At 67.3% G+C, this 20861-nt stretch carries 14 protein-coding genes and 3 pseudogenes; 9 read left to right on the forward strand and 8 right to left on the reverse strand.

The annotated features are described in order from the left end of the window. Window positions 1-61: 61 nt before the first annotated feature. The 5 genes and pseudogenes from N4G47_RS07925 to N4G47_RS07945 all read left to right on the forward strand — a co-directional run bounded on the left by N4G47_RS07925 (window position 62) and on the right by N4G47_RS07945 (window position 7421). The gene (locus N4G47_RS07925; RefSeq protein WP_107232423.1) at window positions 62-1111 is read left to right on the forward strand and encodes a LacI family DNA-binding transcriptional regulator; all 1050 of its coding nucleotides are present in this window, start codon (window positions 62-64) and stop codon (window positions 1109-1111) included. A 62-nt stretch (window positions 1112-1173) separates the two neighbouring features. Then, window positions 1174-2487 (forward strand): L-fucose:H+ symporter permease, encoded by a 1314-nt coding sequence (gene fucP, locus N4G47_RS07930; RefSeq protein ID WP_475286313.1) that lies wholly within the window; start codon window positions 1174-1176, stop codon window positions 2485-2487. A gap of 7 nt (window positions 2488-2494) precedes the next feature. After that, window positions 2495-3490: a carbohydrate kinase family protein gene (locus tag N4G47_RS07935; RefSeq protein ID WP_475286315.1), complete on the forward strand. Its 996-nt coding sequence runs from the start codon at window positions 2495-2497 to the stop codon at window positions 3488-3490. Beyond that, window positions 3487-4713 (forward strand): AGE family epimerase/isomerase, encoded by a 1227-nt coding sequence (locus tag N4G47_RS07940; RefSeq protein ID WP_475286317.1) that lies wholly within the window; start codon window positions 3487-3489, stop codon window positions 4711-4713. The genes N4G47_RS07935 and N4G47_RS07940 overlap by 4 nt, the downstream gene beginning before the upstream one ends. A gap of 90 nt (window positions 4714-4803) precedes the next feature. Continuing rightward, a pseudogene (locus tag N4G47_RS07945) lies at window positions 4804-7421 on the forward strand (beta-mannosidase). Between the two features lie 85 nt (window positions 7422-7506). Here the strand turns inward: N4G47_RS07945 and mtnC are convergent. The 5 genes and pseudogenes from mtnC to N4G47_RS07970 form a co-directional block, all read right to left on the reverse strand. Next, a pseudogene (gene mtnC, locus N4G47_RS07950) lies at window positions 7507-8201 on the reverse strand (acireductone synthase). A 3-nt stretch (window positions 8202-8204) separates the two neighbouring features. Next, entirely contained in the window at window positions 8205-8762 is a 558-nt protein-coding gene (locus tag N4G47_RS07955) for a 1,2-dihydroxy-3-keto-5-methylthiopentene dioxygenase (protein WP_475286319.1), read from the reverse strand. A 91-nt stretch (window positions 8763-8853) separates the two neighbouring features. Then, window positions 8854-9495, reverse strand: coding sequence for a methylthioribulose 1-phosphate dehydratase (locus tag N4G47_RS07960; RefSeq protein WP_475286321.1), 642 nt, complete (start codon window positions 9493-9495; stop codon window positions 8854-8856). 585 nt (window positions 9496-10080) lie between these two features. Continuing rightward, on the reverse strand, window positions 10081-11508 hold the full coding sequence (locus N4G47_RS07965) for an amino acid permease (protein WP_475286323.1): 1428 nt from the start codon (window positions 11506-11508) through the stop codon (window positions 10081-10083). Between the two features lie 80 nt (window positions 11509-11588). After that, complete coding sequence (locus N4G47_RS07970) at window positions 11589-13064, reverse strand: amino acid permease (protein WP_475286325.1); 1476 nt, start codon at window positions 13062-13064, stop codon at window positions 11589-11591. Window positions 13065-13197: 133 nt separating this feature from the next. On the opposite strand from N4G47_RS07970, the gene N4G47_RS07975 reads away from it, so the two are divergent. Further along, window positions 13198-13812 (forward strand): NUDIX hydrolase, encoded by a 615-nt coding sequence (locus tag N4G47_RS07975; RefSeq protein WP_475286327.1) that lies wholly within the window; start codon window positions 13198-13200, stop codon window positions 13810-13812. 94 nt (window positions 13813-13906) lie between these two features. On the opposite strand, the pseudogene serA reads toward N4G47_RS07975, so the two are convergent. Next, window positions 13907-15147 (reverse strand): annotated as a pseudogene (gene serA, locus N4G47_RS07980) (phosphoglycerate dehydrogenase). A gap of 169 nt (window positions 15148-15316) precedes the next feature. Here serA and N4G47_RS07985 point away from each other — a divergent pair. The 3 genes from N4G47_RS07985 (at window position 15317) to N4G47_RS07995 (ending at window position 18973) form a co-directional block, all read left to right on the forward strand. Next, window positions 15317-16705 (forward strand): FAD-binding oxidoreductase, encoded by a 1389-nt coding sequence (locus N4G47_RS07985; RefSeq protein WP_475286329.1) that lies wholly within the window; start codon window positions 15317-15319, stop codon window positions 16703-16705. Between the two features lie 62 nt (window positions 16706-16767). Further along, window positions 16768-17067 carry a DUF2388 domain-containing protein gene (locus tag N4G47_RS07990; RefSeq protein ID WP_049447145.1) on the forward strand — a complete coding sequence of 100 codons (300 nt, stop codon included), beginning with the start codon at window positions 16768-16770 and terminating at the stop codon, window positions 17065-17067. A gap of 10 nt (window positions 17068-17077) precedes the next feature. Further along, window positions 17078-18973, forward strand: coding sequence for a DUF7844 domain-containing protein (locus tag N4G47_RS07995; RefSeq protein WP_475286332.1), 1896 nt, complete (start codon window positions 17078-17080; stop codon window positions 18971-18973). On the opposite strand, the gene N4G47_RS08000 is transcribed toward N4G47_RS07995, so the two are convergent. After that, the gene (locus N4G47_RS08000; protein ID WP_475286334.1) at window positions 18951-20027 is read right to left on the reverse strand and encodes an ATP-binding protein; all 1077 of its coding nucleotides are present in this window, start codon (window positions 20025-20027) and stop codon (window positions 18951-18953) included. The genes N4G47_RS07995 and N4G47_RS08000 overlap by 23 nt on opposite strands. Continuing rightward, window positions 20027-20743, reverse strand: coding sequence for a response regulator (locus N4G47_RS08005; protein WP_181358678.1), 717 nt, complete (start codon window positions 20741-20743; stop codon window positions 20027-20029). Before N4G47_RS08005 ends, N4G47_RS08000 begins: the two co-directional genes overlap by 1 nt. Window positions 20744-20861: the final 118 nt, after the last annotated feature.

Raw genomic sequence — 20861 nt, forward strand, 5'->3', positions numbered from 1 at the left:
GCACCGCACGACATGGCCGTGATCCATTAGGCTTGAGCCTCCAGCGGAGTCCGGGAAGACGATGAACGACAACGGCAGCAGTTCCAGCAAGCGCGCCGGCAAGGCGGTGACGGTGACCGACATCGCGCGTGCCATCGGCGTGTCACGGGCCACCGTGTCGCTGGTGCTGCGTGGCAGCCCGCTGGTCAACGTCGACACCCGGGCCAAGGTCGAGGCCGAGCTGCGTCGTCAGCGCTATGTCTACAACCGCGCGGCGGCCAACCTGCGCCGGCGCACCTCGTCGAGCATCGCGCTGGTGATCAACGACCTGTCCAACCCGTTCTTCGCCGAATTCGCCTCCGGTGTGGACGAGGCGCTGGGCGGGCGTGGTTACGTGACCCTGCTCGGCAGCACCGGGGAATCGCCGGAGCGGCAGCAGGCGGTGCTGTCCACGTTGATGGAGCACACCCCCGCTGGCCTGATCCTGTCGCCGGCCGAGGGCAGCGATACCACGCAGCTGCGGCAGGCACTGGGTGCCAATGCCAACGTGCTGCTGTTCAACCGCGAACTGGACGGCGCCGACTGGGACTTCCTGACCCTGGACAACCAGCATGGCGCCTACCTGGCCACGCGTCACCTGATCGAGCGCGGCCATCGCCAGATCGCCTTCTTCGGCGGCCATGCGGCATCGAGCTCGTGCCACCAGCGCCGCGCAGGTTTCCAGCAGGCCCTGGCCGAGGCCGGCCTGTCGCTGCCGCCGGGCTGGATGATCGAGTCGGCACCGAACCGGCTGGAGGCTGCCGCGCGCACCGATGAACTGTTCGCTGATGGCCATCGACCGAGTGCGGCGGTCTGCTACAACGACACCGTCGCGCTGGGCCTGATGCTGGGCCTGAACTCGCGCGGCATCCGTCCCGGCGGTGATTTCGCGGTGACCGGCTTCGACGATATCTCCGAGGCCGCGGTGGCCGTGCCGCCGCTGACCACGCTGACCGCCGACCCGCGCGAGCGCGGTCGCCAGGCCGCCGCGCTGCTGCTGCAACGGTTGGACGAACCGGATGCGCCGCCGCGGCGCACGGTCGCGCCGGTGCAGTTGCGCATCCGCGAAAGCAGTGCCGCACGGCCGAACTGAATTCTTTCCACAGACTCCCTTCCACGCAACAACGACCTTCCGCGCATCGAGGCGCGTACCGCATGCCGATCTCCGCAACGCCCCGTCCATCGGGTTCTTCGGGCAACGCACCTGCCGTCACCAACGGCAAGGCGCTGGCCGTGGTCACCACGATCTTCTTCATGTGGGGCTTCCTGACCTGCCTCAATGACATCCTGATCCCGCACCTGAAGGCGGTGTTCGAGCTGAACTACGCCAAGGCGATGCTGGTGCAGTTCACCTTCTTCGGCACCTATTTCCTGATGTCGCTGCCCGCAGGCCGGTTGGTCGCCGCGCTGGGCTACAAGAAGGGCATCGTGGCCGGCCTGGTGATCGCCGGCATCGGCGCGCTGGGCTTCTGGCCGGCGGCAGAGCTGCGCGTGTACGGTGCCTTCCTCGGCGCGCTGTTCGTGCTGGCCACCGGCATCACCGTGCTGCAGGTCGCAGCCAATCCCTACGTCGCGCTGCTGGGCCCCGAGCAGACCAGCTCCAGCCGGCTGACCCTGGCGCAGGCCCTGAACTCGCTGGGCACCGCCATTGCGCCGATCTTCGGCGGCATGCTGATCCTGTCCAACACGGTCAAGAGTGCCGATGACCTCGCCGCGATGCCGGCCGCCGAGCAGCTGGCCTACCGTGCCGCCGAGGCGCAGGCCGTGCAGGGCCCCTATGTGGGCCTGGCGGTGGCGCTGGTGCTGCTGGCGCTGTTCGTGTTCCTGTTCCGCCTGCCGGCATTGAGTGATGCCACCGAGCAGGCCGACCAGGGCCACCACCACAGCTATCTGGATGCGCTGCGCAAGCGCCACCTGCTGCTGGGCGTGCTGGGCATCTTCTTCTACGTCGGTGCCGAAGTATCGATCGGCAGCTTCCTGGTCAACTATCTGTCGATGCCCAACATCGGCGGCTTCAGCGAGCAGGAAGCCACGCACTATGTGTCGGCCTACTGGACGATGGCAATGATCGGCCGCTTCGCCGGTTCGGCGCTGCTGGCCCGTTTCTCGCCCAGCCGCCTGCTGGCGATCTTCGCGCTGGTCAATGTGGCCCTGCTGGTCACGACCATGCTGAGCTCCGGCAACATCGCGCTGTACTCGGTGGTGGCGATCGGCCTGTTCAACTCGATCATGTTCCCGACCATCTTCGCGCTGAGCATCGAGCGCCTGGGCCCGCTGACCAACAAGGGCTCCAGCCTGCTGATCATGGCCATTGTCGGTGGTGCCGTGGTGCCGTACCTGCAGGGCGTGCTGGCCGACCACATCGGTGTGCAGGCCAGCTTCGTCCTGCCGCTGCTGTGCTACGGCTACATCATCTTCTACGGACTGGTCGGCGCGCGTACGCCGGCTTCCGCAACGCAGGGAGGCTGAGTCCGGAATGGGTTCCATCGTTTGCTTCGGCGAAATTTTGATCGATCTACTAGCGCAGCCGCCGGCCTCGGCCGATACCCCGCGCGCATTCCTGCAGTACGCCGGCGGTGCGCCGGCCAACGTCGCCGTGGCGGCCGCGCGGCTGGGTGCAAAGACCCAGTTCGTCGGCATGCTCGGCCGCGACATGTTCGGTGACTTCCTGGCCGACAGCCTGGTCGAGCATGGCGTCGGCACCGACTACATCGTGCGTACCGACGCGGCCAAGACCGCGCTGGCGTTCGTGGCGCTGGACGCTACGGGCGAACGCAGTTTCAGCTTCTACCGCCCGCCGGCGGCCGATCTGCTGTTCCGTGACCGCGATTTCCAGGCTGCCTGCTTCGACAGCGCGCAGTGCTTCCACGTCTGCTCCAACAGCCTGACCGAGTCGTCCATCGCCGAAGCGACCTTCGCCGGCATGGAGCGCGCGCGTGCCGCCGGTGCGGTGGTCAGCCTCGATCTCAACCTGCGCCCGGCGCTGTGGCCGGCCAACGAAGACCCGACGCCGCGCCTGTGGCAGGCGCTGGAACGGGCCGACCTGGTCAAGCTGTCGCGCGAGGAGCTGGACTACCTCGCCGCGCCGCTCGGCGATGACGGTGAGCGGCTGGTGCTGCGGCGCCTGCTGGCCGCGCAGGCACGCTGGGTGATCGTCACCGACGGTGCGGCCACGCTGCACTGGTATACCCGCGACGACCACGGCACGGTCACCAGCTTCCGTGTGGCCGCGGTCGATACCACCGCCGCCGGCGATGCCTTCGTCGGTGGCGTGCTGGTCGGCCTGCTGGAGCGGGGTGGGGCCGGCGCTGGTTTCGCTGCGTTCTGCCAGGACCCGCAGGCGATTACTGCCACGCTCCGCTTCGGTGCTGCGGTCGGCGCACTGGCGGTTACCCGCAAGGGCGCGTTCGCCGCGATGCCCTCGCTCGATGAAGTGCAGCTGCTGCTGCAGGCCCAGGACATTACCGCATGAGCACCTCGCCCGATTTCCGTTCGCCCGCCTTCCTGCGTGCGCATATCGCCGACACGATGGCGTTCTACCATCCGCGCTGCATCGATCCGAACGGCGGCTTCTTCCACTACTTCCGTGATGACGGCAGCATCTACGATGCCAGCCATCGCCATCTGGTGAGCAGTACGCGCTTTGTCTTCAACTACGCGATGGCCTACCGCGAGTTCGGCAACGCCGAATACCGCGACGCGGTCGAGCACGGCGTGCGCTACCTGCGCGAGGTGCATCGCAATCCGGCCACCGGTGGCTATGCCTGGACCCTGCGCGAGGGCAAGGTCGAGGACGATATGAACCACTGCTATGGTGTGGCGTTCGTGCTGCTGGCCTACAGCTGTGCGCTGAAGGCCGGTGTCGAGCAGGCCCGCGGCTGGATGGACGAGACCTGGCAGCTGCTGGAGGCGCGCTTCTGGGAGCCGCAGCACGGCCTGTACAAGGACGAAGCCGATGGCCAGTGGAACTTCACCGGCTATCGTGGCCAGAACGCCAACATGCACATGTGCGAGGCGATGCTGGCCGCGTTCGAGGCCAGCGGCGAGCAGCGCTATGTCGAGCGCGCGCTGCAGCTGGCCGACACCATGACCCGCCGCCAGGCGGCCAAGGCCGGTGGTCTGGTCTGGGAGCACTATGACGTGAACTGGGAGATCGACTGGGACTACAACCTGGACGATCCCAAGCATCTGTTCCGCCCCTGGGGCTTCCAACCGGGCCATCAGACCGAATGGGCCAAGCTGCTGCTGATCCTCGATCGCCACGTGCAGGCCGATTGGCTGGTGCCGACCGCGCAGCACCTGTTCGATGTTGCCGTGGTGCGCAGCTGGGACGAGGCGCGCGGTGGCCTGTACTACGGTTTCGCACCGGAATCGCGCCGGCAGCCGGGCATGGACGGTGCCCCGATCGGCGGCGACAGTTTCGTCTGCGACGATGACAAGTACTTCTGGGTGCAGGCCGAGACGCTGGCCACGGCCGCGCTGATGGCCCAGCGCACCGGCGATGACCGCTACTGGCAGTGGTACGAGCGCATCTGGGCCTATTCCTGGGAGCACTTCGTCGACCACCAGTACGGCGCCTGGTTCCGCATCCTGGATGCCGACAACCGCAAGTACAGTGACGAGAAGAGCCCGGCCGGCAAGGTGGATTACCACACCATGGGTGCGTGCTACGAAGTGCTGAACGTGGTGCGTTGAGGTTGGTACGCCGGGCATGGCCCGGCACTACCGTGAATCGGATCTGCAGGTAGCGCCGGGCCACGCCCGGCGGAAAAACAGGAGCATTCCGTGCATCGTCTTTCCCTCGTTGTCCGTCTGCTCCTGCTGCTGATCGCAGCCTCTGCTTTCCCTGCGTTGGCGGCCCCGCTGCAGGCGCAATGGGAATTCCGCATGCTGCCCGGTGACGCACAGGGCGCTGCCCATCCCGGCCTGCAGCGGTGGCGTGGCGCCACGGTGCCGGGCAGTGTGCATGCCGACCTGCTGGCGCATGCGTTGATCCGCGACCCCTACGTCGGCGCGCCGGAGAACGAGCTGCAGTGGATCGGGCTGGCCGATTGGGAGTACCGGGCCCGTTTCGACGTGGATGCCGCAACCCTGGCCAAACCCAACGCCGAGTTGCGCTTCGACGGGCTGGATACCTATGCCGAGGTCAGCCTCAACGGCAAGCCGCTGCTGCGCGCAGACAACGCGCACCGTACCTGGCGTGCCCGTGTGGACGGCCGTCTGCGCGCGAAGGGCAACGAGCTGCGGATCGTGTTCCGGTCGCCGATCCGCACCCTGTTGCCAGGCGTGCAGGCAATGCCGCACAGGATTGCCGGCAACTATCCCTCGCCCTATGGCGATGAGCCGAAGGACGCGATGGTCGGCAACTTCGCGCGCAAGCCGGCCTATCACTTCGGCTGGGATTGGGGCCCGCGCTACGTCACCGCCGGTGTCTGGCGCGGGATCGACCTGCAGGCCTGGGATGCGCATCGGCTGAACGATGTGGCGGTACGCACCGACGCGCTGGATGCCCGGCAGGCGAAGCTGACGGTGCTGCTGCAGGTGGAGCAGGGCAACGCCGCCGGTTCTGCGGTCGTCAATATCGACGTGCGCGATCCGCAGGGTCGCAGCGTGGCCCAGGTGCAGCGCACGGTGCTGCTGAAGCCCGGCCAGAACAGTGTGGAACTGCCGGTTGAATTGGCAGAACCGAAACGCTGGTGGCCGGTGGGCCACGGCGCACAGGATCGCTACACCGTGCAGGCACGCCTGGACGGTGGCGCCGATGCAACGCTGGTGCGCGAGCAGCGCATCGGCCTGCGCACGGTTGAGCTGCGCCGCGAGGAGGATGGCAAGGGCGGGCAGGGCTTCGCTTTTGTCATCAACGGTGTGCCGGTCTTTGCCAAGGGCGCCAACGTGATTCCGTTCGACGCCTTCCCCGCACGCGTGGATGCCGCGCGCCTGCGCCAGGTGCTGGTGGCGGCGCGCGATGCCAACATGAACATGCTGCGCAACTGGGGCGGCGGCTACTACGAGGACGACGCGTTCTTCGATATCGCCGATGAGCTGGGCCTGCTGGTCTGGCAGGATTTCATGTTCGGTGGCGGCATGCAGCCGGGCTACGATCCGGCGTTCCGCGCCAGTGTGGTCGCCGAGGCCCGCGACAACGTGCGCCGCCTGCGCCATCACCCCAGTATCGTGTTGTGGTGTGGCAACAATGAAGAAGAAACCGCCTGGAAGGATTGGGGCCATGGCCGCGACCTGAAGGCGGCCGATCCGGCGTTCGCGGCCAAGGTCTGGCAGGGTTATGTCGATCTGTTTGGCAATGATCTGCGCCAGGTGGTCGGCGAGGAAGGGCTGGGCGTACCGTACTGGTCCAGTTCGCCCAGCAACGATCTGGACGAGAAGGCCAACGATTCCACCCGCGGCGACAAACACTACTGGCAGGTCTGGGGCAATCCGGCGTTGCCGGTGCAGGCCTATCTGCGCGAGACCCCGCGTTTCATGTCCGAGTACGGGTTGCAGGCATGGCCGTCGGTGGCGACGGTGGACCAGATCGCGACCCGTGCCGAGCAGCGCATCGACAGCCCGGTGATCCGCGCACACCAGAAGTTCATGGCCGGCGAAGGCAACAGCCGCCTGCTGCACTACATCGAACTGGGCTACGGCACGCCGAAGGACTTCGAGGACTTCGTCTACCTCAGCCAGGTGATGCAGGCCGATGGCATCGCGCTGGCCGCGTTGCATCACCGCGCCTCGCGGCCGTACACGATGGGCTCGTTGTACTGGCAGCTCAACGACGTCTGGCCGGGGGCTTCATGGTCCAGCGTGGACTACTTCGGCCGCTGGAAGGCGTTGCACTTCGCCGCGCGGCGCTTCTTCGCGCCAGTGACGGTGGCCGCGCTGCGCGATGAGGGCAGCACACGGGTGCGCCTGATCAATGACGGTGCTGCACGGGATGCGCGCTGGCGGCTGCGGGTGATGGACATGGACGGCAAGGTGCTGCGTCGTCGCGAGCAAGCGGTGAGCCTGGCCGCAGCAGGGTGACCTCGATCGGTGATTTCACCGATGCGGAACTGCTGGCCGGCGCCGACCCGAAGCGCACGGTGGCGGTGTTCGAGCTGCTGCAGGACGGCAAAGTGAGCGCGCGGCAGGTGGTCGGCTTCGCTGAAGCCAAGGATCAGGTGTTGCCACGGCAGAAATTGAAGGCGACTCTCGCCATCGACGGCGATCACTATCGCCTGCGGCTGCAGAGTGCGGCCTATGTGCGCGCGGCGTGGATCGACTTCGGCGCGTTGGACGTGACGCTTGAAGACAACCTGCTGGACCTGCTGCCGGGCGAAACCCGCGACATCGCGGTACGCGGCCCGGTGGACCTGACCACCCTGCGCGACGCGCTGAAGGTGAAGACCCTCAACGACCGTTGAGGGCTGGAACATTCTGCTCTGGTAGATGCCAACCTTGGTTGGCTCACCAGGAGGATGCCAACCAAGGTTGGCATCCTCCTCATTGTTACAGCTGGATCTGCTGGAAGTTCTCGACGCGATCGTGGCCGTTGGCCGCCTGGCCGGTGCGCGGCAGCGGGTAATCGTCCAGGCGGTCGATCAGGCGGGTCTGCAGGCCGGCTTCGCGGGCGGCGTCCAGTTCTTCCACCACATCCGACAGGAACAGGATCTCGCCAGCCGGTACGCCGACGGACTGCACGATACGGCGATAGCTGTCCGCCTCACGCTTGCCGCCCACTTCGGTATCGAACCAGCCCGACACCAGCGGGCTGAGGTCGCCGGCATCGCTGAAGCCGAAGAACAGCTTCTGCGCCGGCACCGAACCGGAGGAGTACACGTACAGCGGCAGGCCCGAGGCGTGCCAGCCCTTCAGTACCGCCGCCACTTCCGGATAGAAGTGCGCGGTGTAGTCGCCGCGACGGTAGCCGGCGTCCCAGATCCGGCCCTGCAGCGCCTTCAGTGCGGTGTGCTTGCGGTCCTGGTCGATCCAGCCCTGCAGCGTCTCGACCACCAGGCTGTCCTGGCAGGCGCCGCCGATCTCGGTGGCCACCGCGTCCAGCCAGCGGCGCACGTCCGGGTCCTGGCCATGTTCGGCAACGAAGCCGGGCAGCGCCTGGCGCGCATAGGGAACAGCACGTTCTTGACGAACGAGATGCTGCTGGTGGTGCCTTCGATATCGGTCAGGATGACGCGGGGCTGCATGGATCAGGATGCCTGGGTAGGGACGTAACGGGGGAACTTCTGCGCGATGTCGTTGCCGGTGAAATGGCCGACCCAGCCATCCGGCTCGGTGAAGAAACGGATCGCCACGAAGCTGGGCTCATCGCCCATGTCGAACCAGTGGGTGGTGCCATCGGGCACGGCGATCAGGTCATCCTTCACGCACTCGATCTCGTACACCTTGTCTTCCACGTGCAGGGTGAACAGGCCGGAGCCGGCGACGAAGAAGCGCACCTCGTCTTCCTTGTGGAAGTGTTCGTCGAGGAACTTCTTGCGCAGCTCGGCGCGGTTCGGGTTGTCCGGCGCGATCGAGGCCACATCCACGCTCTTGAAGCCGTTCTCGGCCACCAGGCGGTCGATGTCGGCGCGGTAGGCGGCGAACACTTCCTCCTGGCTGGCGCCCGGCGCGACCGGGGCAGTGGCCTGCCAGCGTTCAAAGGTGACGCCGATCTGCTTCAGCTCGGCAGCGATGAGCGCGCCGTCCTGGGTGTCCAGCAGTGGCGATTCGGGGCGGGTGTCGTCGTAGATGCGCAGTCGGCTCATGGCGGCAGCTTGAACGTCTCGGGGGAAGACAGGGTAGCAGGGTAGGGGCAGGGTGCAGATTCCGGATCGGCATCTGCACCTGCGCGCGGGTTCAGCCGCGCAGCCTGCGCAGCTCCAGCTCGCAGTGGAACAGGAACTCGAAGGCCTCCAGGTGGCGGCGCGCCTCGGCCATGTCACGGCCCCAGGCGTACAGGCCGTGGCCATCGATCAGGTAGCCCCACAGGTTCTGCCGATCGAGCAGGTCGTCGACCTGCGCCGAGAGCACGTTCATGTCCTGGGTGTTGGCGAACACCGGCACATCCACGGCCATTTCATGGGTGCTGTTGCCGGCGAACGCTTTCAGCAGCTCGTAGCCTTCCAGGTGCACATGGCCTTGCGGCGCGTACAGGCGCGAGGCGATGGTCTGCACCGGCGAATGGGTGTGCAGCACGCAGCCCACTTCGGGGAAGCGGCGGTACAGCTGGGTGTGCAGCAGGGTTTCGGCGGACGGGCGCAGCGGGCGGCCGACGGCCTGGCCGTCGAAGTCCACCACCATGATGTCGTCCTCGATCAACCGGCCCTTGTCCTTGCCGGACACGGTGATCGCGGCGTGGCGGTCGTCCAGGCGGTGGGAGAAGTTGCTGCTGGTGGCCGGGGTCCAGCCGGCGTGGGCCAGCTCGCGGACGTTGTCGATCAGCAGCTGGGCCAGCTCGCTCAGGCGCGCGGTGTCGTAGGGGAAGGTGGGGGTGTCCATGGGGCGATTTTACTGGATTCGGCCAACGGCTGAGCCCCTCGTGGCGGGAGGCGGGGCTGGATTTCTTGCTTTGGCCGGGCGGGTGGGCTGTGCAGGGGACGCCGTGAACCCATCCATGGGGGCTTGGCCGCGGCATCCATGCCGCGGACACCCCTGCACAGCCCACCCGCCCGGCCATGGACAGTTTCCGTGCGCGCCAGCCACGGAGTGAAGAAGGAAGAGCGAAAAGCGGGTCGCGGCGCTACGCTTGCTCGCAGCGGAGCATGGCTCCGCTCTACAGAAGCATCTTCTGCCGGAAAGATTCCATCCACGCATGGCATGGAGTTACCACAGACGCATCATTCCCCGGACAGAGTTCATCCACGCATGGCGTGGATCTACCGGACGCGCCGGGAGACTGTCAGGGTGGGGAGGCATGGGTTCGCGGGGGTGTCAGTCGCATGGATGCGGCTGCCAAGCCTACAGGGACGTACTTGCGGCGTCCCCCGCGTACCCATGCCTCCCCGCCAAACCAGCACACCCGCTCTTGCCGTTGCTCTGGCTTCACACGCGGGTGCAGGGCCGCAGGCCCTGCAATGCAAAACCTTACTTAGCCCGCAGGCGGCTGTGCCGGAACCCGTAGCAGAAATAGATCACGAAACCGACGAAGGTCCACACGCCCATCAGCATCCAGTTGTGCATCGTCATCGCCGACAACAGCGCCAGGCAGCTCAGCACGCCCAGGCTGCAGATCAGCCAGGCCATCGGCATGCGGAACGGGCGCGGCAGGTCCGGCTGGGTGCGACGCAGGATCAGCACGCCGGCACACACGGCGGCAAACGCGATCAGCGTCCCCATCGACGTCAGTTCGCCGAGGATGTCCAGCGGGAACAGCGCCGCCAGCAGCGCGATGCCGATGCCGGTGATCACGGTGTTGATGTGCGGGGTGCGGTACTTCGGGTGGATCTTGGTGAACACCGGCGGCAACAGGCCGTCGCGACCCATGATCATGAAGATGCGCGGCTGGCCGATGATCATCACCAGCACCACCGAGGACAGGCCGACCAGTGCGCCGACCTCGACCACCCAGCGCAGCCAGCCCAGCTGCGGATGCGCGGCCACCGCCGTCACTACCGGCTCATCGGTGCCGAGCAGCGGGTACGGCACCAGGCCGGTCATCACCGCGGCCATCGCGATGTACAGCACGGTGCAGACCACCAGCGACAGCATCATGCCGATCGGCATGTCACGCTGCGGGTTCTTCGACTCCTGCGCCGCCACCGACACCGCCTCGAAGCCGATGTAGGCGAAGAACACCATCGCTGCGCCGCGCAGCACGCCTTCCATGCCGTACTTGCCAGGGCCTTCGTTGGCCGGAATGAACGGGGTCCAGTTGCTGGTGTCCACGTATTTCCAGCCGACCACGATGACCAGCACGATCAGGCCGGTCTTGAGCACAACCATGGCCATGTTCATCGCCGAGGATTTGCTGATGCCGACGTAGCACAGCCAGGTCAGCAGCAGCACCAGTCCGGCTGCGGGCAGGTTGGCGATTGCGCCGGTCGGACGCAGCTGTGCGTCCAGTGGCGCGCTGACCAGCGCGGCGGGCAGATGGATGTCGAACTGGCTGAGCAGGCTGAGGAAGTAGCCGGTCCAGCTGACCGCCACTGCCGAGGCGGAGACGCCGTATTCGAGCACCAGCATCCAGCCGATGAACCAGGCCGAGAGTTCGCCGAAGGTGGCGTAGGTATAGGTGTAGGCGCTGCCGGAGACCGGCACCATCGAGGCGAACTCGGCGTAGGCCAGTGCGCAGAAGGCGCAGCAGATCGCGGCCAGCACGAACGACAGCATGATCGCCGGGCCGGCGTGGTTGGCGGCGGCCTGGCCGGTGATGACGAAGATGCCGCCGCCGATCACCGCGCCGATGCCGAGCGCGGTCAGGCCCCAGGGACCGAGGTGGCGGCGCAGGCTCAGGCCGTTGGCGTCTTCATGGGCGGCGTGCGGGTGCTTGGTGGCCCACAGTTGCTTGAACATGTCTGGTGGTCTTGTCGAAGCGCCGTTGGAGGCGGCGCAGGGAAACGGACGGGCCGGCGCAGGGCCGGCCCGTAGGCGGATCAGGAGGACTTGGCCAGCTTGCTGTTGCGGATGCCGTAGCCCAGGTAGATCAGCATGCCCAGCACGGTCCAGCCGACGAACAGGTGCCAGTGGACCACGAACGCCTGCCAGAACAGGAACAGGCAGGTGGCGGCGCCCAGCGGGCAGATGATCCAGACCATCGGCACGCGGAACGGGCGATGGATCTCCGGCTTGGTATAGCGCAGCACCAGCACGCCGATGCAGACCGTGGCGAAGGCCAGCAGGGTGCCCATCGACACCAGCTCGCCCAGCACGTTCAGCGGCACCAGGCCGGCCAGTGCGGCGGCGATCACGCCGACCACGATGGTGGCGACGTACGGGGTGCGGAAACGGGCGTGGACCTTGCCGAAGAACCTCGGCAGCAGGCCGTCGCGGGAGATGGTGTAGGCGATGCGGGTCTGGCCCATCATCATCACCAGCACCACCGAGGACAGGCCGGCGATGGCGCCGATTTCCACCGCGGTCTTCAGCCACGACAGCTGCGGGTAGCCTTCCAGCGCGGTGGCCACCGGCTTGTCGGTGCCCAGCAGGTGGTACGGCATCATGCCGGTCAGCACCGCGCAGACGATGATGTAGACGATGGTGCACACGGCCAGCGAGCCGAGCAGGCCGATCGGCATGTTGCGCTGCGGGTCCTTGGTTTCGCCGGCGGCGGTGGAGACCGCGTCGAAGCCGATGTAGGCGAAGAACACGATGGTGGCCGCGCGGAAGATGCCGCTCCAGCCGAACTCACCCGGCACGCCGGTGTTTTCCGGGATGAACGGCTGCCAGTTGGCCGGGTCGATATGGGCCGCGCCGATGCCGATGAAGAGGCAGATGACGGTGACCTTGATCGCCACGATGATCGCGTTGACGAAGGCCGACTGGGTCACGCCCACGTACAGCAGGCCGGACACCGCCGCCACGATCAGCACCGCCGGCAGGTTGAACAGCTTGCCGGAGGCGACGAACTCGCTGCCGGTCCAGGCAATGGGCGCGGCGCTGAGCAGGTCCGGGAACGGCATGTGCAATGTGGTGGTGATGAAGCTGATCAGGTACGCCGACCAGCCCACCGCGACCGAGGCCGAGGCGAACAGGTACTCCAGTACCAGGCACCAGCCGATGAACCAGGCCATGCCTTCGCCGAGGGTGGCGTAGGAGTAGGAGTAGGCGCTGCCGGAGACCGGCATCATCGCCGCGAATTCGGCATAGCACAGGCCCGCCAGCGCGCAGGCGAAACCGGCGATCACGAACGACAGCATGACGGCCGGGCCGGCGTGGTTGGCCGCCGCCTGGCCGGTCAGTACGAAGATACCAGCGCCGATCACCGCACCCACGCCAAGCAGGATGAGGTGTTTAGCCGTGAGGGTCCGTTTCAACGTGGCTTCGCCGTCCAGGCTGCCTTCGATGGGTTCGCCGGCATCGACGTGCCCGGCCGGCTGGACCGGCTTGACCCTCAACAGAGCTTTCAGCATGCAGTACTTCCTAGTGATCGGATTTGGGTGGGCCGCCGATACGTTGCCGGCAACCTTGAATGGTGAAGGCCGCGCGAACGGCCCGCTGTACCTTAGCCAAAGCTGAAGCCAACGCACAAGCGCAATCGCAACAATGAACGGCGATAATGAGGGGTCTTTTTCCGGACCCCGCCCATTCATGCAGCAGACCGCCGAAACCCTTGCCGTGCTTGACGATCAACTGCGGGGGCTGCTGCAGGACTACGCCCGCCGCGAGCCTTCCCACGACGCGTTGGCTGCCGAATTCGGCACATTGATCGACGATCCGGAGGACGCCTTCCGCCGTGAACGTCTGGCCGGGCACTTCACGGCCAGCTGCTGGCTGGTCAGCGCTGATGGCCAGCGCCTGCTGCTGACCCACCACCGCAAGCTGCAGCGCTGGCTGCAGCTGGGCGGCCACGCAGACGGTGACCGTGACCTGGCCCGGGTGGCGCTGAAGGAAGCGGAAGAGGAATCCGGCTTGGCCGGCCTGGTGCTGGATGATCCGGCGATCTTCGACATCGACAAGCACTGGATTCCGGAACGCAAGGACGTGCCGGGGCACTGGCACTACGACGTGCGTTTCGTGATCCGGGCACTGGGCGGCGAGGCCTTCGCGCTCAGCGAAGAGTCGCTGGCGCTGGCCTGGCGGCCGGTGACCGAGGTCGCGGCCGATCCGGAATCGGACGAATCGATGCAGCGCATGGCGCGCAGGTGGTTGGCGCGCTAGCAACCTGTAGCGCCGAGCCGATGCTCGGCTCAATGCGGGCCGGAGCCGCAGCCGAGCATGGGCTCGGCGCTACAAGTGCGTGGCGGGATCCGCGTCAGTACAGGATGCGGGTACGCAGCGTGCCCGGAATCGCGGCCAGCTCGTCGCGCACGGCGGCGGCCTGTTCCTCGCTGGCGGTGATGTCGATCACCACGTAACCCACCTTCGGGTCGGTGCGCAGGAACTGGCCGTCGATGTTGACGTTGTGCCGCGAGAAGATCTCGTTGACCTTGGACAGCACGCCCGGCACGTTCTGGTGGATGTGCAGCAGGCGCAGGCTGTCGGCGTGCTCGGGCAGGGTCACTTCCGGGAAGTTGACCGCCGACAGGGTGCTGCCGTTGTCGCTGTAGCGCACCAGTTTGGCCGCCACTTCCACACCGATGTTGTCCTGCGCCTCCAGCGTGCTGCCGCCCACATGCGGGGTCAGGATCACGTTGTCGTGGCGGGTCAGCGGCGATTCGAAGATATCGCCGTTGCCCTTCGGCTCGACCGGGAACACGTCCAGCGCGGCGCCGCCGACGTGGCCGCTGGCCAGCGCGGCATCCAGCGCATCGATGTCGACCACGGTGCCACGCGCGGCGTTGATCAGGTGCGCGCCCTTGCGCATCTTCGCCAGCTCGGTGCTGCCGATCATCCACTGCGTGGACGGGGTCTCCGGCACGTGCAGGGTGACGATGTCGGCGCGGGCCAGCAGGTCGTCCAGGCTGGCCGCGGCGCGCGCATTGCCCAGCGCCAGCTTGGTTTCCACGTCGTGGAAGATCACCTGCATGCCCAGCGATTCAGCCAGTACGCCGACCTGGGTGCCGATGTGGCCGTAGCCGATGATGCCCAGCGTCTTGCCGCGCACCTCGTGGCTGCCGCTGGCCGACTTCGACCAGCCGCCGCGATGGCATTCGGCGTTCTTCTGCGGAATGCCGCGGGTCAGCATGATCGCTTCGGCGATCACCAGCTCGGCCACGCTGCGGGTGTTGGAGTAGGGCGCGTTGAATACCGGGATGCCGGCCAGCTCGGCCGCGTCCAGGTCGACCTGGTTGGTGCCGATGCAGAAACAGCCCACCGCGATCAGGCGCTTGGCCTCGGCCAGCACCTCGGCGCTGAGCTGGGTGCGCGAACGGATGCCGACGATGTGCGCCTCGGCGATGCGCGCCTTCAGTTCGTCCTCCGGCAGCGCCTTGGTATGCGCTTCGATCTGGCTGTAGCCGGCGGCGCTGAACACCCCCACGGCGGTCTGGCTGACCCCTCCAGCAACAGCACGCGGATATCCTGCTTCGGGAACGAGGTCTTCTTCGGCGACATGGGGCAACACGGCCAGTGGGACAGGGGCCAATCACTATGCCAGATCGGGACGCCGATGGTGCAGTGCGCAATTGGTTGCATCGGTAGCTATCTGCCTGCCTGCGGGGCTGGACGCTGGCGCGTGCCGCTGGCACGCTTGCCCGTTCTTCACGCCCCGCGCTGGACCGTCATGACCGATTCCCGCATTGCCTCGCTGCAGCAGGCCTGTCCCGGCCTGAAGCTGAAGACCGACCCGGCCGACCTGGAGCATTACGGGCGCGACTGGACCCGACGCTGGACGCCGGCGCCGCTGGTGATCGCGTTGCCGGCCACGGTCGAGGAAGTACAGGCGGTGATGCGCTGGAGTGCCAAGCATGGCGTGGCGGTGGTGCCGTCCGGCGGCCGCACCGGCCTGTCCGGCGGCGCAGTGGCGACCAACGGCGAGCTGGTGCTCAGCCTGGAACGGATGAACAAGGCGCTGGCCTACGATGCGGTCGATCGCACGCTGGTGGTGCAGGCCGGCATGCCGCTGGAAGCCGTGCACAACGCCGCACTGGACCACGGCCTGATCTACCCGGTGGATTTCGCTGCACGCGGTTCCTGTTCGATCGGCGGCAACATCGCCACCAATGCCGGCGGCATCCGGGTGATCCGCTACGGCAACACCCGTGAGTGGATTGCCGGGCTGAAGGTGGTGACCGCCAATGGCGAACTGCTCGAACTCAACAAGGGCCTGATCAAGAACTCCAGCGGCTATGACTTCCGCCAGCTGCTGATCGGCTCGGAAGGCACGCTGGGCGTGATCGTCGAGGCGACGCTGAAGCTGACCGACCCGCCGCCGGCCAGCAACGTGATGCTGCTGGCAGTGCCCAGCTTCGAAGTGCTGATGCAGGTGTTCGCCGCGTTCCGCGCGCGCCTGCAGCTGCAGGCCTTCGAATTCTTCACCGACCGCGCGCTGGAGCACGTGCTGGCGCATGGCGCGCAGGCGCCCTTCGATGAGGTGCATCCGTACTACGTGGTGACCGAGTTCGCAGCCAATGACGAGGCGCAGGAAGCGGCGGCGATGGCCGCCTTCGAGGACTGCATGGGCAATGGCTGGGTCAGCGACGGCGTGATCAGTGCCAGCGACGCCCAGGCCGCCCAGCTGTGGCGCCTGCGCGAAGGCATCACCGAAGCGCTGGCGCGCTACAAGCCCTACAAGAACGACGTCTCGGTGCGGATCTCGGCGATGCCGGCGTTCCTGGCCGAGACCCAGGCGCTGATCGGGCAGGCCTACCCGCACTTCGACGTGGTCTGGTTCGGCCATATCGGCGACGGCAACCTGCACATCAACGTGCTCAAGCCCGATGACACCAGTGACGCCGATTTCGTGGCGCAGTGCGAGCACGTGACCAAGCTGCTGGCGCAGGTGCTGGCCCGCTTCGACGGCAGCATCTCGGCCGAGCACGGCATCGGCCTGGTCAAGAAGGGCTACCTGGACAGCACCCGCGGCCCGGCCGAGATCGCGCTGATGAAGGCGGTCAAACGTGCGTTCGATCCCCAAGCGCGGCTGAATCCCGGCAAGCTGTTCGACGTCTGAGCCGCGCACAGTCTTCACGCACCCGTTACGCTCCCTGCATCCCAACAACCGGCTTCGAACCGATGACCCGTCCGCTTCTGCTGCTCGCCCTGCTGTCCCTGCCGCTGGCCGGCTTTGCATCCAGCTTCGCTGGCACCTCGGCCGGTTCGGCCACCGGTGCATCTTCCGGTTCCTCGGGCAGCAGCTCGGGTGATGACAAGGTGGTGCTGGCCGCACGCGATGACGCGGCCGCTTTCGTGGCCAGTGATGGCCAGATCCGTGGCGCGCGCCTGCAGGCGGCGCTGGTTCACCTGCGCGAGCAGAGTGCTGCCGCGCAGCAGCAGAGTGACCTGGAGCTGGCCCGCGCGCTGCTGGCGCGTTGATTCGGGTTGCATGGCACCCGCGATACCGCATTCTGTAGAGCCGAGCCATGCTCGGCTGAACATCTGCACGCCGACCGTGACAGCCGCCGAGCATGGCTCGGCGCTACAGAAGCGTGGGCGCTGGAACCCAGCCAGGCATGGCCTGGCTCTACTGCTGGCGGCTCCGGCCGTTCATGCCAGCGGATACCTGGAACTTGACCCTGCCGGGCTGAGCCCGGCGCAGCAGCAGGTGGCGACGCAGACCCTGGCCGACGTGCAGTCGCTGCTGCCCGATGGCCTGCTGCGCGCGCTGCCGGCACACGTGCAGGTGCGCTGGAGCGACGACCTGCCGGTGGACGTGCACGGCCGTGCCTTCGCTGGCGGCATTACCCTGCGCCGCGACCTGCTTGCAGACGGCCTGCCGGGTGCGCGCCGGGCAAGACGCAGCGCGCTGGTGCACGAACTGACCCATGTGGCAGATCGCAGCGGCGCGGCATGGTCGCGCAGCCCGCGTTGGCGCGATCTGGCCGGGTGGCAGCGCAAGCCCTGGCATCTGGGCCGCGGCGACAACGACTTCCGTGACCGCAGCCCGGATGGCTATGAGCTGAAGAGTCCGGCCGAATACCTGGCGGTGAATGCCGAGCACTTCGTGCTCGATGCCGACTTCGCCTGCAGGCGCCCGGCGCTGGCGCAGTGGTTCCAGGCCCATTTCGGAGCGCCGCCATCATTGCCGCGGCCGCAGTGCGCGGCGACGCTGCCGCTGCTGCAGGCTGAAGCCGAGGAGGGTGCGGCGTCGCTGCTGCAGCTGGACCCTGCGCGCGTCTACGCGGTGGACTACCTGTTCGCCGAGGGCAGCGCGCAGCCGATGAGTCGTTGGGGCCACAGCATGCTGCGGCTGGTGATCTGCCGTCCGGGGCGTGCGCCGGGTCCGGACTGCCGGCTGGATCTCGAGTACCACCGCGTACTGTCCTTCCGCGCCTTCGTCGGCGATGTGCAGATTTCCAACTGGCGCGGACTGACCGGCGGCTATCCCTCGCGGCTCTTCGTGCTGCCTCTGCAGCAGGTGGTGGATGAGTACACCAAGGTCGAGCTGCGTGGGCTGCAATCGCTGCCGTTGCAGCTGCAACGCGACGAGATCGCCAGCCTGCTCGAGCGCAGCGCGCAGGTGCATTGGAGTTATGACGGCCGCTACTACTTCGTCAGCAACAACTGCGCGGTGGAGACGGCCAAGCTGCTGCAGGCCGGCGTGCCACGCCTGGGCCGGGCCGGCCTGGCGCAGTTGACCCCGCGTGGGCTGAAGCGTCGCCTGGCACGGCTGCAGGTGCTGGATCAACAGGTGTTGGCCGATCGCGACCTGGCGCAGGCGCAGGGCTACTATTTCGCCTCGGCGCGTGACCATTACCAGCAGCTGTTCGGCGTGGCGGCCGCGCAGCTGGCCTTGCCCGCACGCGATGTACGCGGTTGGCTGAAGCTGCCGGCACAGCAGCGCGCGCCCTGGCTGTTGCAGGGCGATCTGCGCGCCAGCGCCGGCCTGCTGCTGCTGGAACAGGCCGCGCAACGGCGCGCCGAACTGCGCGCCCGCGATCTGCTCAAGCGGCGCCTGCTGGCGGCAGCGGACAGCGACCAGACCCGCGCGCTGCGCCGACTGCTGGAACAGAGTGGGCAGTGGTTGCGCCCGGCAGCGTTGTTGGCCGACGGCGGCTACGGGCTGCCGCAGGCCGATGAGCAGGTGCCGCTGGCGCAGGCGGTGGCGGCGATGAGTGCGCAGGCGGTGCCCGGTTGGCAGGCGCTGCGCGTGCAGCTTCGCCAGCAGCTGCCGGCGCAGCAGCGTGCCGAGATGGACGCCATCGATGCCAACCTGGCTGCACTGGGCGCACACCTGCGCAGGCAGGCGGCGATGCCGGCTACTGGCGAGGCAGCTCGATGACGAAGCGGCTGCCGCCGGCACTGCCCGGGGTGCAGTACGCCTGGCCGCCGTGCGCATCGGCGATCGCCTTCACCACCGCCAGGCCGAGGCCGCTGCCGCCGCCTTGACGCGAGCGCGATCCGTCGGCGCGCATGAACGGGGTAAAGATGTCCGCGTGCAGCTCCGGGTCGATGCCGGGCCCCTCGTCTTCGATGGCCACCTGCACATGGCCCGGTGTGTCATGTACGGCAATGCGGACCCTGCCCGGGCTGGCGTAGCGCCGCGCATTCTCCAGCAGCGCCAGCAGCGCCTGCCGCAGCCGGGTCGGGTCGCAGTGCGCGTTGTGTTCCTCGCGGCTGGTTTCCAGCTCCAGCACGAAGCCGGCGGTGCGGAACTGGGGATCGACCAGGGTCATCACCGAATGCACTTCGGCCACCACATCGGTGCGTGCGCGGCGCACGTCCAGCCGTGCGTTGTCGGCCAGGCTGAGCACGCGCAGGTCCTCGATCAGCCGCGACAGGCCCTCGACCTGTGCCAGCAGGCTGCGGAACTGCGATTCATCGGGCTGGAACACGCCTTCGGCCAGCCCCTGCAGGCGGCCGCGCAGGATGGTCACCGGCGTTCGCAGTTCATGGGCGATGGCGGCATGCCACATCGCGCGCTCGCTTTCCATCTGCTGCAGCCGGCGCGCCATCGCATTGAAGTCCTCGACCAGGGTGGCCACTTCGCCCGGTGAGTTCTCCTCGGCACTGGCACGTGCGCCCAGATCGCCGTCGGCAAGCGCGCGCACGCTGTCCACCAGCGAGTTCAGCGGTGACAGGATGCGGTGGGCCAGGCGGAAGGACGCGGCGATGGCCAATGCCAGACCGGTCAGGATCACGCCCACCATCCAGGCCAGTTCAGGCCCGGTCGGCAGCCATCCTTCCGGCTCATCGGTGCTGCCGGGGAAGAATTCCACCAGCACTGCATACAGCAGCCACGACGACAGGATCATCATCACGATGACGCCGATCACCATCAGCGACATCGATACGATGATGTGCCGGCTGAGCCCGGAGCGACGCAGGCCGGCCATCAGCGGTCGGCCATCAGCCGGTAGCCGACGCCGCGCACGCTGGCCGGCACGTTCAGCATGCCGACCTCATCCAGTTTGCGGCGCAGCTTGCTGACGTGGCTGTCGACGGTGCGCTCCAGCGCCTCGCTTTCGGGCAGGCATTCGTGCATCAGCTCGCTGCGGCTGAAGATGCGCGTGGGCGCCAGGGCCATGCAATGCAGCAGCTTGAATTCGGTGAGCGTGAGCAGGACCTCGTGGCTGTAGCCGTCTCCTTCCACGTGCACCGCATGGGTGCCCCAGTCGATCAGCAGCGGACCCACGCGCAGCGCGGTGGGTGCATCGACGCGCGCGGCGCGCAGGGTGCGGCGCAACACGGCGCGCACGCGCGCGGCCACTTCGGCCGGGTTGAAGGGTTTGACGACGTAGTCATCGGCACCCATGCGCAGGGCGGTCAGCTTGTCCAGGTCCTGATCCAGCGCGGTCAACATGATCACCGGTGTTTCGCCGCGTTGGCGCAGCTGGGTCAGTACGCTCCACCCGTCCAGGCGCGGCAGCTGCACGTCCAGCAGCACCAGGTCCGGGCGGGCGCTGCGGTGCAGGTCCAGTGCGGTGTGGCCATCGGCGGCGCGCAGCGTGCGCAGCCCTTCGCGTTCCAGATAGGCGGTGAGGATGTCGGCGATCTCGGCCTCATCCTCGACGATCAGGACGAGGGCGGCCAGGGCGGGGGAGGCGTGCATGCAGGGGCGGGGCGGTAAGGTGCTTGCCTCCATCGTATCTCCACACTTCCTCCATCGAAACCCCATCATCGGCCCGCACACTGCGCGCTTCAGAACCTATCCGCCGCCTGCGCGGCAT

Source organism: Stenotrophomonas sp. GSD10, from assembly GCF_056172695.1.